Below are 15,259 nucleotides of genomic sequence, written 5' to 3'. Positions count from 1 at the left end.
ACGGTCAGAAGCGATACCGGACGGAGCCGGTGACCGTGCGGCCATAGCCGTACCAGCACCAAGCATAGCCGGAGCAGCTCGAGACATAGCGCGTGTCGGCGAGGTTATCGATGTTCACCGCCGCCTGCATGCCCTTCAGCTCCTGCATCGCTTGGCCGAGGTCGTAGCGCAGGGCCGCGTCGAACAGCGTCACGCCCTTCACCTTGAAGGTGTTGGCGTCGTCGCCCCAGCTCGGGCCGAGATAGCGCACGCCGCCGCCCAGGCCGAGCCCGGACAGGAAGCCGCTTTCCGCCGGCACGGTGTAGTCGAGCCAGGCCGAGGCGGTGTGCTTCGGCTGCGCATACGGCACCTTCCCCTCCAGGCTCACCGTGGGGCCGGTCGAGCCCGCCACCGCCGGATAGATCCCGTAGTCCCGCCGCGTCGTGGTGTTGCTCTTGGTGTATTCCATGTCGAGATAGGCATAGGCGGCGGTGAAGCTCAGCCCGTTCCCCAGCTCGCCCTTGGCCTCCAGCTCGACGCCGCGCGAGCGTGTCTCGCCCGCCTGCACGCTGTAGTTCGGGTTGACCGGGTCCGTGGTCAGCACGTTCTGCCGCACCAGGTCATAGACCGCGGCGCTGAACAGCAGCCCGCTGCCGGGCGGTGCGTAGCGCAGCCCGGCCTCGTACTGGCGCGACGTGATGGGCTCGAAGGGCTTCAGGAAACGGTCCGTGCCGCTCGATGGCTCGAAGCCTTCCGTGTAGCTGACATAGGGCGCGAGGCCGTTGTCGAAGAGGTACACGGCCCCGGCGCGGCCGGTATAGGCGTCGTTCGTCTGGCGCGGGTTGCTGGTCAGCCGGTCCGTCGCCACCGACCGGTTCTCGGTGGTGGCGTCGTACCAGTCGCGCCGACCGCCGAGCAGGACGACCAGCTTGCCCAGCTTCAACTGGTCCTGGAGATAAACGCCGCTCTGGTTGGTGCGCTGGCTGGAATAGGTGCTGAAGCCCGGCCAGACGGTGTTCTGTCCGCGGTAGATCGGGTCGAACAGGCTCTGCCGCCGGATCCTGGCGCCCGCCGCCGTGTTGTAGGCGGTGGAGCCGGTATAGGTGTCCTGCAGGATGCGCGTGTAGTCGTAGCCGGCGAGGACCGTGTGCTGCACCGGCCCGGTGTCGAAATTCGCCTGGACCTGGTTGTCGATGTTGAAGACGTCGAAATCCGCGTCCGTGCCGTAGACCGAGCGGACCGTCTGCAGCATGTCCGGTGTCACCGCCGAGCCGTAGAGGCTGCGGTACGTCCCCTTCGTGTGCATGTAGCGGAAGTTCTGCCGCACGGTGAAGACGTCGTTGATCCGACGCTCCGCCAGATAGCCGATCTGGTAGTGCTCGCGGTTCAGGCGCTCGAAATCCGGGTCGCCGTCGTAGTAGCGCATGCGGATCCGCCCGTTCGGATTGGGCAGCGCCGAGCCCCAGGCCGGCACGCCGCCATAGGAGCCGGCCTCCGGGTCGCGCTGGTAGTGTCCGAGCAGCGTGATGCGCGTATCGGCATCCGGGCGCCAGGTCAGCGAGGGGGTGAAAAAGTACCGCCGCACCCGTGTCTCGTCGAGCTCGCCATCGCCCTCGGCATAGGAGCCGATGAAGCGCCCGAGCCACTCTCCCCGCTCGTCCAGCTTGCCGCTGACATCGCCCGCGAAGCGGACATAGTCGCGCGTGCCCGCCTGCAGCAGCACCTCCCTGATCCGCTCCTCGGTGGGCCGCTTGCTGACGGCGTTGATCAGCCCGCCGGGCGGCGTGGTGCCGAACAGGACCGAGGCCGGGCCGCGCAGGACGTCGATCCGCTCCAGCCGGTAGGTGTCGAGGCTGGGATTGGCGTCACGCCCGCCGGCGAGCCGCATGCCGTCCAGGAACTGCGCCGGGGAGTAGCCGCGGATCGTCATCTGGTCGAGCCGCACGGCCGCCGAGCCGCGCGTCTCCGGCACCACCCCCGTCGTGTAGCGCAGCGCCTGGTTCAGGTTCAGCGCATCGCGCGCCCGGATCTCGTCGGCGGTGATCACGGAGATCGACTGCGGCGTCTCGATGATCGGCGTGTCGGTCTTGGTGCCGGAGGCGCTGACCCCGGCCACGAATCCGCGCACCGGGCTGGAGCCGGTCTCCGTCCGGCCCTGCACACTGACTTCCGGCAGCGTGACGGTGGTGCTTCCGGCGTCTTGTGCCCTGGCAAGGTTCGTGGGGATGGCGACGGCGGCGAGCAGGACGAGCGGAGAGACGCTGCTGCGTCGGCAGCAGGGCGTGACGAGGCGGCGCGGCACTGAAACTTCCCCCAGAGTGTATGATACTAATAATCAGTATCACATAACAGGCTTGTCATTTAAGTCCACTGCCGGATGCGAATTGGTTTGCCGTGCAAGGAAGGGGGGGCCATCCCGGGCTGTCCGGCCGGATTGCCGGGACGAGGCGGGACGCTCAGGAGCACGCCGCCGGGCAACTGGAGGTTGACCCTGCCCAGAAGTTGGTGGACGAGGCATCCGATCGGAGAGAATCGTGCTGCTGCTGCGCTGGGTCAGCTTCCGGGGGCGGGTATCGCTCGGTCGCTACTGGATGGCCTATATCCTGCCGCTCTTCGTCCTGTACTGGCTCTTCGTCGGGCTGGACGCGGCGATCTTCGGCGCGCCAACCTGGCAGCCGGTGCCCTCGCCTATCCCCGCGGTGCAGGCCGCGGAGGCCTGGCGCTTCGAGCAGAGCTACGTCTTCTACCCCGGTGGGCCGATCACCGGCGTGTGGCTATGGCTCTCCTGGCTGCCCGGCCTCGCGGGCATGACGAAGAGGTGGCACGACCGGGGGCGCAGCGGCTGGTGGAACCTCCTGCTGCTGTTGCCTCTCATCGGCTGGCTGTGGCTGTTCATCAGCCTGTGCTGCCGCGACGGCATCCGGGGCCCGAACCGCTATGGCCCCGACCCCTTGGAGGTTCCTGCCCGGGCGGTGCGCGGATAGGGCGTCTTCGGCGCGCCGCCAATCCTGCTTTCCGTGGCGGCGCCCGGCCGGGCGGCATTGATGGAATGGAGGCCGGTGTTCCGCCTGCCGCCCTGGTGGAGTGGCCGTTCCGGGATGAGGCTATCCCGCCCGCCGCTTGCCGCTTTCCGTCCCCCGCGACGGCTGATAGCGTCCTTTTCAAGCGTCTCCCCGAGAGCGCCTTTCCCGCATCGCCGGGAGGGCATCGCAGAACGGGGGGCATTGGAGGAAACACATGGCATCCGTCGAGCAACGGACGATGCGGAAGGTGGCCTGGCGGCTGATCCCCTTCCTGATCGTCTGCTACTTCATCTCCTATCTGGACCGCGTGAACGTCGGCTTCGCCGGCCCCGCGATGCGGGCCGAACTGGGCCTCTCCGCCACCGCCTTCGGCACGGCGGCGGGCATCTTCTTCCTGGCCTATTTCGTCTTCGAGGTGCCGAGCAACCTCGCGCTCAACCGCTTCGGCGCGCGGCTCTGGATCGCCCGCATCATGTTCACCTGGGGCCTGCTTTCCGGCGCCCAGGCCTTCGTGACCGGCGAGACCAGCTTCAACATCGTCCGCGTCCTGCTCGGCGCCGCCGAGGCCGGCTTCTTCCCCGGCGTGATCTTCTACCTGACGCTCTGGTTCCCCTCCGCCTATCGCGGGCGGATCATCGGCTGGTTCATGTTCGCCATTCCCTTCTCCTCGGCCATCGGCTCGCCCATCTCGGGCTACCTGCTGAACATGGACGGGATCTGGGGGCTGCATGGCTGGCAGTGGATGTTCATCATCGAGGCCATCCCCGCCCTGCTGCTGACCGGCGGCGTGCTCTGGTACCTGACCGACCGTCCCGCCGAGGCGAAGTGGCTGGAGCCGGACGAGAAGGAATGGCTGGACCGCCAGCTCCGCGCCGAGCAGCAGACGCGGGAGGCCGTCCACCGCATGGAATGGTGGCAGACCCTGCTGAACCCGCGCGTGCTGGGCTATGGGCTGATCTATCTCGGCCTGGTCTCGCCGCTCTACGCGCTGGGCTTCTTCCAGCCGCAGATCCTCAAGGCGGTGGGCGAGATCTCCAACGTCCAGCTCGGCTTCCTCAACGCCTTCCCCTATGCGGTGGGCGCCATCAGCATGGTGCTCTGGGGCTATTTCTCCGACCGCACCGGCGACCGGAAGTGGAGCACGATCTTCGCCGCGTTCTGCGTCACCGTGGGCCTCATCCTGGCCGCCAGCACGCCGGACCTGACGCTGAAGATCCTGGCCCTGGCGCTGGCCAGCTTCGGCATCTTCTCCGCCCTGCCGATCTTCTGGACGCTGCCGACCGCCGTGCTCAGCGGCACCGCCGCCGCGGCCGGCATCGCCTGGATCAACTCGGTCGGCAATCTCGGCGGCTATTTCGGCCCCCAGATCTTCGGCATCATCAGGGACCGCACCGGCGCGGACTACTATGGCTTGCTCTTCCTGGCCGCCCTGCCGGTCATGTCGATCGTGCTGATCCTCGTCCTGGGACACAACCGCGCCCTGGAACGCGCCGCCACCGCCCCGGCGGAGTAGCGCCGGAGCCGGCCCGCCCGGCGGCGGCGGAACGGGAGAACCGGGCCGGGGAGTGTTCCCCGGCCCCTCCGGCGCCATGGGGGCGGCCCTCGCGGACCGCCCGGTCCGGCAGCGGCGGCTACCGTTCCGCGAAGTCGCGAAGCGGCGAACGGAACGGGGCTCCGGGGCTCCGTCCGGCACTGGAGCCGGCCTCGCTGAAGTCGGTGGGCGATGCGCCCGGCATGTTCGCCGTCGTGTTCATCTGCTCGGCGACCTCGCCGTACCGTGCATCGACGCTGCTGGACCCCGTATTGCTGAAATCCGTCGGCGAGGAGCCGAGATCGGTGCGCGATGTCCGCTCGTAGCGGGCGGAGCCGAAGGTCCGGCTTGAGGCATCGTTGGAGAAATCCGGGCTCTCGGCCCGTGTGGCCATGGTCCAGAAGGGCAGCGACAGGGCCAGGCCGGCGGCGAAGAGGGTGGTGCGCATGGACGTGGGCTCCCATGAATGTTGTTGCGAGGTCCCCATCCTTGCTCCCCCGCGCCGGCCCCCGCTGTCCCGCAAGGAACAGTGCAAAATCGAAACGTTGAAGCCCGCCTCCCGGCCGCGCTAGCATCCCCGTCCCTGAACTCCCGCGACCGGGACAGGGACGCGCCTTCCCGGCCGCACGGCTTCGCACCGGCCAGCCGTTCCGCCGGGCCCATTCCCGGGCGGGGGCCGATCCGGGGCCTTCTCCAGTCAGAAGCGGGCATGGACGCGTCATGGCATTCCATCCGGATACGCGCCGTCTTCTCGATGGCGTGGCCTTTCTGGCCCTGGTTCCGGCCCCCGCGAAGGAGCGGCTGACCGGGATCGCGCGGCCCGTCCACTATCCGTCCGGCCGGACGCTCTTCCGCCGTGGCGATGCGGGGGAGGGCCTGCTGATCGTGCTGGACGGGCTGGTGCGGGTGCACCTGTCCACCGCCGATGGCCGCGAGCTTTCCCTGGCGCTGGTCGGCCGGGGCGAGCCGATCGGCGAACTGGCCATGGTGGATGGCGGCCCGCGCAGCGCCGATGCGACGACCTTCACGCCAGTCTCGGCGCTGCTGATGCGGCATGACGACGTGGCGCCGCTGATCGCGACGGACGTGGCCTTCGCCGGGGCCCTGCTGCGTACCCTGGCCGCCCGCCTGCGGCATTCGAGCGACCAGGTGGAGGCGATCGGGCTGCATAGCCTGCGTCAGCGGCTGGCCGCGGTCCTCCTGCGCCTCGCCGCCGTGGAGCCCACGGGTCTCGTCAGGCTGCCCCAGGCGCAGATCGCCTCCCTGTCCGCCGCCACCCGGCCGAGGGTGAACCACCTGCTCACCGAGTTCCGCCAGCAGGGGCTGGTCGAGCCCTCGCGGGCCGGGCTGCGCCTGCGCGACCCGGCCCGGCTGCGCGGGATCGCCGAGGGGGCCTGACGCGGATCGCGCAGAAGGGCCGCAGCACCGAACACCGCCCGGATCAGCCCTCCGCCCGCATGCGCCGGGCGAGGTTCTCGCCGATCATGACGCAGGTGAAGTGCAGGTTGGCGCGGCAGTCGGTCGGCATGATCGAGGCATCGGCGACGCGCAGCCCGCCCACGCCCTTCACGGTCAGGTCCGGGTTCACCACGCCGCGCGGGTCTTCATAGGCCACCATCCTGCAGGTGCCGGCGGCGTGCTGGATGTCGCCCGCCTCCCGCAGCATCAGCGCGTCCAGCTCGCCATCGGGCAGGGCGGCGGCCTGTTCCATCGTCAACGGGCTCTCGCCGAAGGTGATGCCGTCGCAGAGATTTGCCACGGCGGGCTGCCGGGTGATGCGCGCCAGGCGCCGCACCGCGTCGCGCAGGCGCAGCCGGTCGTCCGGGTGGTCCAGCATGTTCTCCTCCACCAACGGATTGGCTTCCGGATCGGCCGAGACCAGTTCCAGCGAGCCGCGCGAATAGGCGTCGTAGAGGGCCGCGCCGATGGCGCCTTCCGGCCCCGGCTCCGGCGTGATCGCGCCACGGTGGTTGTAGGCGATCATGATCATGTCGCGCTCGCCGCCGCCGCCCAGGTTGCTGCTGTAGGTCAGGCAGCAGTTCGTGTGGCGCGCATCCAGGCCGGTGGCGCGGTGCTCCGGCTTCAGCTTCAGCGTGGCGCGCAGGATCGGGTGGTCCATCAGGTTCTGCCCGGTGGCCGGCTGGTCGAACAGCACGGGGATGCCCAGCGCCCGCAGCCTCGACGCCGGCCCGATGCCGGAGCGCATCAGGATGGCGGGGCTGTGGATCGCGCCGGCGCAGAGCACGATCTCCTTTGCCCGGATCTCCTCCCAGGCCCCGCCGCCGAAGCGCACCCGCACGCCCACGGCGCGGCTTCCCTCGAAGAGCACCTTGTCCACCAGGGCCTCGCCGCGGATCTCCAGGTTCGCCCGCCCGCGCGCCGGCTCCAGATAGCCGTCATTGGTGGTGACGCGCCGGCCATCGCGGCTGTTGATCGGATTGCAGGAGATGCCCTCGCCCGTCGGCGCGTTCAGGTCGGCCTTCCAGGGATAGCCCTCGGCCAGCCCGGCGTCGCGCAGCGCCAGGTCCACCACGCCCCATTGGTCGAAGGGCGCGCGATAGACCGGCAGCGGCCCGCCGCGCCGCACACCCGGCGTCGTGCCGGTGTCGGCATCGTCCTCGATCCGGTCGAAGAGCGGCAGCACGTCCTCCGCCGCCCAGCCCTCGCAGCCCGCCTCGGCCCAGCCGTCGAAGGCCTGCGGCACGCCGCGGATGGCGATCTGCGCATTCACCGTGGAGGAGCCGCCGAGCGCCTTGCCGCGCCAGTAGAACCTGGGTTCCTGCGCCCTGGTGCGGCGGGTCATCAGCCCCGGCCACTGCCACTTCGCCTGATAGGCGGGGTCGTGCATGAAGGGGATGATGTTGGCGCTGCGCAGCTCGTGCGGCGCTTCGGCGGAGCGCCAGTCGCGCCCCGCCTCCAGCAGCAGCACCCTGCGGTGCGAATCCTCGGACAGCCGGGCGGCCACCGGGGCACCGGCCGAGCCGGCGCCCACCACGATCACGTCGTACATGTCAGTTCTTCCCGATGTTCCAGAAGAGCGGGATGGCGGAGGGGATCACGCCGCTCAGATTGGCACGATAGGCCGCCGGCTGCGCGAACTGCCCGAAGGGGATGCCGAGCCCCTGCTCGTAGACGATGGTCTGGATCTTCCCCGCCACCTCGCGCTGCGCCTCGCGCGTCGGCGCGCGGGCGAACTCGTCGAAGAGCGGCACCAGACGCTGGTCGCACATGAAGCCCGCCGTGGCGGAATCCGTGCAGTTGAAGTTGATCACCGAATTGGTCAGCGGCGAGGACAGGTCGAGCCCCAGAGCATGCACGCCATAGACGCTCCAGCCCGTGCGCTGCGTGCGGCGGGCCAGCAGCGTCGCCCAGTCCGTCATCTGCGCGTCCACCTTGAACCCAGCCCGCGCCAGCCGGTCGGCCAGGATCTGCGAGGCCACGCGCGGCGCCTCCAGGTCGCTGGCGATCATCACCACGACCGGCGTGCCGTCGTACTTCGTTTCCTTCAGCGCGCGGGCGGCGGCCTCGATCGACGGGTCCTGCAGCAGCGCCGTGCCGGCATGCGTCTCGTTGGTCGAGCCGCAGATGAAGAAGGCGTCGCAGCTCTGGCCGTAGCGGCTGTCGAGGCCCAGCCCCGCGATCACCTCCTTCTGGTCCACCAGCCGCAGCAGCACGCGGCGGATCGCCGGGTCGTCGAAGGGCCTGGCGGCGGTGTTGATGCGGTAGTGCCCGGTGAACATGTGCGGCCCGCTGAAGTCCAGCACCTTGAGCTGCCGGTCCTTCTCCATCACCGGCAGCAGGTCGAAGGGCGCGTACTGCATGTAGTCGATCTCGCCCTGCTGCAACGCCGCTGCCGCCGTGGCGCCATCCGGCACCACGCGGATGTCCAGCGCATCGACCTTCACCACATGCCCGCCGGCCAGGAAGTCCGCCGGCTCGGGACGCGGGATGTAGTCCGGATTCTTCCGCAGCAGCATCCGGTCGCCCGGCCGGTGGTCCGCCTTGCTGTAGACGAAGGGGCCGGAGCCCACGATCTCCGTCACCTGCGTGCTGCCCGGCGTGTTCGCCGCGATGCGGGCCGGCATGATGAAGGGCGTCGGGCTCGATGTCGTGCCCAGCGTGTCGAGCACGAGGCCGTAGGGCTCCTTCAGCACCAGCCGGAAGCTCTTCGCGCCCGTCGCCTCCAGCGAGGCCGCCACCTTCAGCAGCCGCCCGCCCAGCGCGCTGCGCGTGCCCCAGCGCTTCAGCGAGGCGACCACGTCCTCGCCCGTGACCGGCGCGCCGTCATGGAACCTCAGCCCGTCGCGCAGCGTGAAGTCCCAGGTCAGCCTGTCGTCGGAGATGGTCCAGGACTGCACCATCTGCGGCTGGATGTTGCCCTTGCCGTCCGGCGCGAAGAGCGTGTCGAACACCATGTAGCCGAAGGTGCGCGTGATGTAGGCACCGATGAAATGCGGATCGAGCGTGACGATCTCCGCCTCCAGCACGGCGTTGATCGTCTTCGCCCGCACCGGCCCCGCGGGCACCGCCAGGGCCGAGACGAGAACCGCCGCCGCCGCCAGAAGGCTTCTTCGCCACCAACTCATCGCTCTGCTCTCCCTTCGGACCCGTCCGAACGGGGCAGGCTGCCAGCAAGCGCAATGCCAGGGTAGGGCGAGGCCGGAGGAAAGGGCGCGCCTTTCCTCCGGAAACCGTGCCGCTCAGGCCCGCAGATGCTCGCGCAGGAAGTGCGCCACGGCGCCATAGATCCGCCGCTTGTTGTCGCGCTTGAGGAAGCCGTGGCCTTCGTCGGGGAAGACCACGTATTCCACCGGCACGTCCCGTGCCTTCAGCGCCGCCACGATCTGCTCGCTCTCATAGGGCGGCACGCGCGGATCGGTCAGGCCCTGCGCCACCAGCATCGGGCAGGCGATGCGGTCGGCGCGGTGCAGCGGCGAGAGCCGTTCCAGCAGTGCCGCGTCCTTTACCGGGTCGCCGTATTCCGCCGCGCGGTGCCCGACGCGCCAGGGCCCGGTGCGCTCGAAGAAGGTCTTCCAGTTCGCGATGCCGTAATAGTCCACCCCCGCCGCCCAGAGTTCCGGGTATTCCGTCACCGCCGCCAGCACCATCCAGCCGCCGTAGCTCTGGCCCATGATGGCGATGCGCGACCCGTCCAGCCCCGGCTGCCCGCCGATCCAGCCATGCGCCGCCGCCAGGTCGCGCACGCTGTCCAGCCGCAGCTCGCGGTCATCCAGCGCCGCATAGGCGCGGCCATAGCCGGTGCTGCCGCGCACGTTCGGCACCACCACGGCGATGCCGAGCGAGAGCACCGTCTGCAGGTCCGGCCGCCAGTTCGGCCGCGCCTGCCCCGCCGGCCCGCCATGGACCCAGAGCAGCACCGGCCATCCGCCCGCGGGCGGCGTTCCGGCCGGCAGCGCGAGATAGGCCGGCACCTCGCGCCCGTCGAAGGTCGGGAAGGACACCGTCTCCCAGTCCCGCATCCCCTCCGGCGCCGGGCTGGCGGCGAAGATCATCCGCGCCGCGCTGCCACGCTCCGCCAGCCAGATCGTCCCCGGCGCGGTCGGCCGGGCGAGGTCGAAACCCACGGCCCGCCCGTCCTTGCGCCAGCTGATCTTCGTGATCACCCCGCGCGGATGCGCCGGCTCCTCCAGCACGGCCCCGGTGGCAGCATCCACCAGGCGCAGCCGCGACCAGCCGCCCTCGTTCACCACCACCGCCAGGGTGGACTGGTCGGGCGAGACCTCCATCGCCTCCAGATCCGCCTCGGGCGCGTACAGGAAGCGCGGTTCCCCGCCCGGCGCCATGAAGGCCGCGCCCAGGAAGTCCCGCCCCCGGTCGGTCACCAGCCAGAAGCCGCTGCCATCCCGCTTCCAGCGCGGGAAGAGATGCCGCCAGTCGCCCTCGTGCGGCGCCAGCGCCTCCACCGTGCCGCCGTCGAGCGGCACGCGCAGCAAACTGTCCTCGAAGGTCCGCGGCGCCACGGCCAGCACCAGCGCCTGCCCGTCCGGCGTCCAGCCGCGCAGCTCGTGCGGCCCCTCGACCTCATGGACCCGCCACGCCTCGCCACTGGCGAGGTCGATCACCACCGGGTCCGTATGCGCCGGGTCGCGGCTGTTGGTGGTGCAGGCGATCCGTGTCCCATCCGGCGAGAAGGCGCCCCAGTCATGGATGGCCTTCGGATTCGCCGTCAGCGCCCGCGCCTCCCCCTCCGGCGGCAGGGCATAGAGCTGCACCCGTTCATCCCCTGCCGTGTCGCGCCCGAAGACCACGCCCCCATCCGCCGGGCTGCCCGCCACGAAAGCCACCGGATCGCGATGCGCGCTGCGCGGCCGCGCCTCGCCGCCGCCGGCCGGAATCTCCCAGACCTGTGCCGATCCACCGGCGTCGTTGAGGAAGTACAGCCGCCCATCCGCCGCGAAGGACGGGGCGGTGGCGGCAGGGGCGGCGAGGAGGCGGTCGATCCGCCGGGTCAGGTCGGTCATGGCCGCCATTTGCAGCACCGGGGCGCCGCCCTGGGAAGCGCCCCCCGGCTGCAACGCCGTCATGCCTCGGCAACCTGATGCTTCTTGCTGCGCTGCAACATCGTGCCCCTTGAAGATCCATGTCGCATCGCCAGATACCATCCCGTCGGATGGTGATAGGATGGTACTTGGATGTCAGCCGAGCTTCACAGCCTGAGGCCGCGTAGCGGTGGCGAAACCGAGAAGATCACGATCAATCTAGGCCCCGTCGATCTTGGCCACATCGACCTGCTGGTCCGGGATGGCTTCTATTCCAACCGGACGGACTTCATCCGCACCGCCATCCGCAACCAGCTGGAGCGCCATGCCGAGGCGACACGGCAATCGGTGGCGCGGCAGCAATTCGACCTCGGCACGCGCCACCTCGGCCGGGCCGAGCTGGAACGCCTCCGCGACTCGGGGCAGACCCTACGCCTCCACGTCGTCGGACTGGCCAGCATCGCCGCGGATGTGTCCCCGGACCTGGCCCGCGCCACCATCGACTCTGTCACCGTGCTCGGTGCCTTCCAGGCGAGCGCGGCCGTGAAGGCGGCCCTGGCCGACCGGATGGGCTGAACGCCCGCTCCACGAAGCTTTCCCAACCACCCCCTTCCCGGACAGGCGGCGGCCCCGGCCGCGTCCTGCCCTGGCCAGGAGAAGACAGCCGAGATGACCAGCATCCTACCGCGCGAAATTGCCGAGGCCGCGCGCCTCACGCGTGACGGACGGCTCAGCGAGGCGACGGCGCTGCTGCGCCGGCACCTGACGGGCGAGGCAACCCCTGGCCAGCCGGACCCGGGCCAGCCAGGTTCCGGCGGGGCATCCCCCGGACCACGCCCCGGCCCGGCTCCCTCCCGGCCGTCCACCCTTGGGTCATCCTCGGATGGAGCAGCCGGCAAGCCCGGCGGAGCCGCCGGCCTGGCCGAGGCCGGGGCCATGGCGAAGCAGATCCTTTCCGGCCTGCCCGGGGCGCTGCGCGGCCTGACGGAGCTCCCCGGCCGCCTGCCCGGCATGCTCCAGGGCGGCTGGTCCGCCCCCGAGGCCCCGCAGCCCCCGGCCCCGGAGGGCGCGCAGTTCCTCGCCCGCAGCTTCGAGGGCGAGGGTGGTCGCCTCGCCTACCGCCTCTACATCCCCGCCAGGCGTGGCACGGGGCCCATGCCCCTGCTGGTGATGCTGCATGGATGCACCCAGTCGGCGGAGGACTTCGCCGCCGGCACGCGCATGAACCAGCTCGCCGAGGAGAAGGGCTTCCTGGTCGCCTATCCGGCCCAGTCCGGCAGCGCCAACATGCAGCGCTGCTGGAACTGGTTCCGCCCCGGCGACCAGCAGCGCGACGCTGGCGAACCCGGCCTGATCGCCGGCATGGCGCGCGAGATCCTGCGCGAGGACGGCGCCGACCCGAGCCGCGTCTATGTCGCGGGGCTTTCGGCCGGCGGTGCGGCGGCGGCGATCCTGGCCACCCGCTACCCGGATCTCTTCGCCGCGGCCGGGGTGCATTCCGGCCTGGGCTGCGGTGCCGCGCGCGACCTGCCCTCGGCCCTTTCCGCCATGCGCCAGGGCGCGGCCGGCCTGCCGGCGCCCCCGGCCGGGGCGGGCGCGCGCCTCGTGCCCACCATCGTCTTCCACGCCGATGGCGACAGCACGGTGAACCCGCGCAACGGCGACCAGATCATCGAGCAGCTGCAGCGCAGCCTGCCGGTGGACTGGCGCATGCGGGTGGAGGAAGGCCGGGTGCCCAACGGCCATGCCTGGCGCCGCACGCTCTATGCCGATGGCAGCGGCCGGCACCCGCTGGAGCAATGGCTGGTCCATGGCGGCGGCCATGCCTGGTCCGGCGGCTCGCCCGACGGCTCCTACACCGATCCGAAAGGCCCCGACGCCTCGCGCGAGATGCTGCGCTTCTTTCTGGAGCATCCGAAGGGCTGACACGGGTGGATCGGGGGGCAAGGCTTCGGCTGAGGCAGTGCCTCAGTCCCCCGAGCCCCTCTGCCCGCCAGGACCCTGCGGCTCCTGGACCCGGTTCGCCGGTGCGCGCTGATGCTGGAGCACGCCGGGGCCGCCAGCGCGGAGACGGTGTGTTTCCTGCGCCCGGGGTTGGAAACGGGCCCGGCGCCAAGGCCTGGGCAACCCGTCTGAAACGAGGATGGCGCCGCCCCGGACCGGGACGGCGCCATCCTCACCTTATCGGGGCGGTACGGTCAGCCGGCGATGCTCTTGCCCTTGGAGCCGAGGTCGGCGAAGGCCTCATCCAGACGGGCGACGATGCCGAGCTCGGCTGCGCGCAGCCACTTCCGCGGGTCGTAGAGCTTCTTGTAGGGCTTGCCGGTCTCCGGATCGACCTGGAACTCGAAGGCCTTCGGGTTCGCCTTCACATAGTCGCCCACCGGCTTGGCGAAGGCGAACTGCGTGTCCGTGTCGATGTTCATCTTGAACACGCCATAGCTCACCGCCTCGTGGATCTTCTCCTTCTCGGAGCCGGAGCCGCCGTGGAAGACGAGGTTCAGCGGCTTGGCTCCGCCGCCATGCCGCTCGGACACCAGCGCCTGCGAGGACTTCAGGATCTCCGGCCGCAGCTTCACGTTGCCCGGCGCATAGACGCCGTGGACGTTGCCGAAGGAGGCCGCCACGGTGAAGTGGCCGAGCGGGCTCAGCTTCTCATAGGCGTAGAGCACGTCCTCGGGCTGGGTGTAGAGATGCGCGTTGTCGGCGGACTCCTCCAGCTCGTGGCCGATGCCGTCCTCCTCGCCGCCGGTCACGCCCAGCTCGATCTCCAGGCTCATGCCCATCGGCGCCATGCGCTTCAGCACGCGCACGCATTCCTCGACATTCGGCTCCAGCGCCTCTTCCGAGAGGTCGAGCATGTGCGAGGAGAAGAGCGGCTTGCCCGCCTTGGCGAAATGCGCCTCGCTGTGGTCAATCAGCGCATCGACCCAGGGCACCAGCTTGCGGTCGGCATGGTCGGTGTGCAGCACCACGCAGATGCCGTACTGCTCGGCCAGCAGGTGCACGTGCTGCGCGGCGGAAACGGCGCCCAGGACGCGCGCCTTGGCGGCGTCGGGGCAGCCTTCGCCGGCCATGAAGCGGGCGCCGCCGTTGGAAAGCTGGATGATGACGTCGGACTTGTTCTTCGCGGCGGCTTCCATCACCGCGTTGATGCTGTCGCTGCCGACCACGTTCACGGCGGGCAGGGCATAGCCGCCGGCCTTGCAGGCCGCGACCAGCGTCGCATAGTCCTTGCCGGAGACGACACCCGGCTTCAGGCGGGTGGCCGGGTTCAGGGTCGCTGCGTCACTCATGGGGTATCCCTTCGGCGGACGGTTCTGCCGGCCAGTGTAGCATGCTGCGCCGCCCAAGCCGACCGGGACCGGGCCAGGAATATCCGCGAAAGCCCTCTCTTGTGGAGAGGTTGAAGGGGCGGAAACGGAAGCGGGCCGTTTCCGCCGGCCGGGAGGGGGCGCCCGGGAGAAGAGCCCCCCGGCAGGTCCCCCGGAAGCGGCCGGGGGGGCGGGAGGCGGTGCGGCGGGAAGAGCCGGAACGGGCTCCGCGGGCGGGCGGATCGCGCTCAGCCCTGGCCGCAGACCTGCCGCACGTAGTCGCGCCCGGCCTGGGTGGTCGGCGCGGCGCGGAGGCACCAGTCGGGGCGCGGGACCGTGGCGGCCGGCACCTGGGCGCGGACCTGCTGCAGCCGGGGCTGGCCAACGGGCCGGACCATGACGTTCTCAGGCTCGGCCGGCGCCACCATCACGGGGGCGACGCGCGCCTGCTGGGCCTGCTGCGCCTGGGCCGCCGCCAGCTTGGCCTGTTCCACGTCCCGCAGCGCCCTGGCGACGTTCGGGTCCTGCGCCAGCAACGCCATGGCCACGTCGTTCCGCCCCATCGCATGGAAGGCGGCCGCGTTGGCGCGGCGGGAACAGCCCTCGCTTTCGCTGCCCAGCGAGGCGGTGAAGCCGCCGCCCAGGAAGGCGCCGCCGATCTGCGCCGCGGTGGTGCAGGGCGCCACGGACAGCGCGCCATAGACGCTCGGCACGTTCTCGACGCCGCCCTTGTAGGTGACGGTGTTGGAGCCGCTGCTGGAGCCCGAGCCGCTGACCACGATGGCATTGGCCACCGCGCCCGCCGAGGTGCTGCTGGACTGGGTCTGGGCCGAGGCGGGAAGGGCGGCGAAGGCCAGCCCCGCCGCCAGCATGCCCGCGCCGAGGAGGCGTGCCACCGGCACGCCCCGCTCA

The 15,259-nt window shown here is 70.6% G+C and carries 12 protein-coding genes; 5 read left to right on the top strand and 7 right to left on the bottom strand.

Translation table 11 applies throughout. From position 1 onward, the window contains the following. Nucleotides 1-4 precede the first annotated feature (4 nt). Entirely contained in the window at nucleotides 5-2,281 is a 2,277-nt protein-coding gene (locus BT98_RS0116020; protein ID WP_237719392.1) for a TonB-dependent siderophore receptor, read from the bottom strand. 232 nt (nucleotides 2,282-2,513) lie between these two features. Here BT98_RS0116020 and BT98_RS0116015 point away from each other — a divergent pair, with 232 nt between their 5' ends. Further along, entirely contained in the window at nucleotides 2,514-2,963 is a 450-nt protein-coding gene (locus tag BT98_RS0116015; RefSeq protein ID WP_019462194.1) for a DUF805 domain-containing protein, read from the top strand. 253 nt (nucleotides 2,964-3,216) lie between these two features. Beyond that, nucleotides 3,217-4,515 (top strand): MFS transporter, encoded by a 1,299-nt coding sequence (locus BT98_RS0116010; RefSeq protein WP_026033394.1) that lies wholly within the window; start codon nucleotides 3,217-3,219, stop codon nucleotides 4,513-4,515. Nucleotides 4,516-4,633: 118 nt separating this feature from the next. Here BT98_RS0116010 and BT98_RS0116005 read toward each other — a convergent pair whose 3' ends face one another. Beyond that, a complete protein-coding gene (locus tag BT98_RS0116005; RefSeq protein ID WP_019462196.1) occupies nucleotides 4,634-4,981 on the bottom strand; it encodes a hypothetical protein in 348 nt (115 codons plus the stop codon). 272 nt (nucleotides 4,982-5,253) lie between these two features. On the opposite strand from BT98_RS0116005, the gene BT98_RS24685 reads away from it, so the two are divergent. Then, the gene (locus tag BT98_RS24685; RefSeq protein WP_019462197.1) at nucleotides 5,254-5,931 is read left to right on the top strand and encodes a Crp/Fnr family transcriptional regulator; all 678 of its coding nucleotides are present in this window, start codon (nucleotides 5,254-5,256) and stop codon (nucleotides 5,929-5,931) included. A 43-nt stretch (nucleotides 5,932-5,974) separates the two neighbouring features. Here BT98_RS24685 and BT98_RS0115995 read toward each other — a convergent pair whose 3' ends face one another. The 3 genes from BT98_RS0115995 to BT98_RS0115985 form a co-directional block, all read right to left on the bottom strand. Beyond that, entirely contained in the window at nucleotides 5,975-7,543 is a 1,569-nt protein-coding gene (locus BT98_RS0115995) for a GMC family oxidoreductase (protein ID WP_019462198.1), read from the bottom strand. Between the two features lies 1 nt (nucleotide 7,544). Further along, a complete protein-coding gene (locus BT98_RS0115990) occupies nucleotides 7,545-9,119 on the bottom strand; it encodes an ABC transporter substrate-binding protein (protein ID WP_019462199.1) in 1,575 nt (524 codons plus the stop codon). Between the two features lie 114 nt (nucleotides 9,120-9,233). Beyond that, nucleotides 9,234-11,078, bottom strand: coding sequence for a S9 family peptidase (locus tag BT98_RS0115985; RefSeq protein WP_239371176.1), 1,845 nt, complete (start codon nucleotides 11,076-11,078; stop codon nucleotides 9,234-9,236). Nucleotides 11,079-11,186: 108 nt separating this feature from the next. On the opposite strand from BT98_RS0115985, the gene BT98_RS0115980 reads away from it, so the two are divergent. Then, entirely contained in the window at nucleotides 11,187-11,609 is a 423-nt protein-coding gene (locus BT98_RS0115980; protein ID WP_019462201.1) for a hypothetical protein, read from the top strand. A 93-nt stretch (nucleotides 11,610-11,702) separates the two neighbouring features. Next, entirely contained in the window at nucleotides 11,703-12,959 is a 1,257-nt protein-coding gene (locus BT98_RS0115975) for an extracellular catalytic domain type 1 short-chain-length polyhydroxyalkanoate depolymerase (RefSeq protein WP_026033395.1), read from the top strand. A 272-nt stretch (nucleotides 12,960-13,231) separates the two neighbouring features. Here BT98_RS0115975 and fbaA read toward each other — a convergent pair whose 3' ends face one another. Both fbaA and BT98_RS0115965 read right to left on the bottom strand, forming a co-directional pair. Next, entirely contained in the window at nucleotides 13,232-14,329 is a 1,098-nt protein-coding gene (gene fbaA, locus BT98_RS0115970) for a class II fructose-bisphosphate aldolase (RefSeq protein WP_019462203.1), read from the bottom strand. 266 nt (nucleotides 14,330-14,595) lie between these two features. Further along, nucleotides 14,596-15,249 (bottom strand): hypothetical protein, encoded by a 654-nt coding sequence (locus BT98_RS0115965; RefSeq protein ID WP_026033396.1) that lies wholly within the window; start codon nucleotides 15,247-15,249, stop codon nucleotides 14,596-14,598. Nucleotides 15,250-15,259 lie beyond the last annotated feature (10 nt).

The organism is Roseomonas mucosa ATCC BAA-692 (assembly GCF_000622225.1).
Lineage (GTDB): Bacteria > Pseudomonadota > Alphaproteobacteria > Acetobacterales > Acetobacteraceae > Roseomonas > Roseomonas mucosa.
Note: the sequence above shows the minus strand (reverse complement) of the source record. Positions and strands in the feature narration are given on the sequence as shown.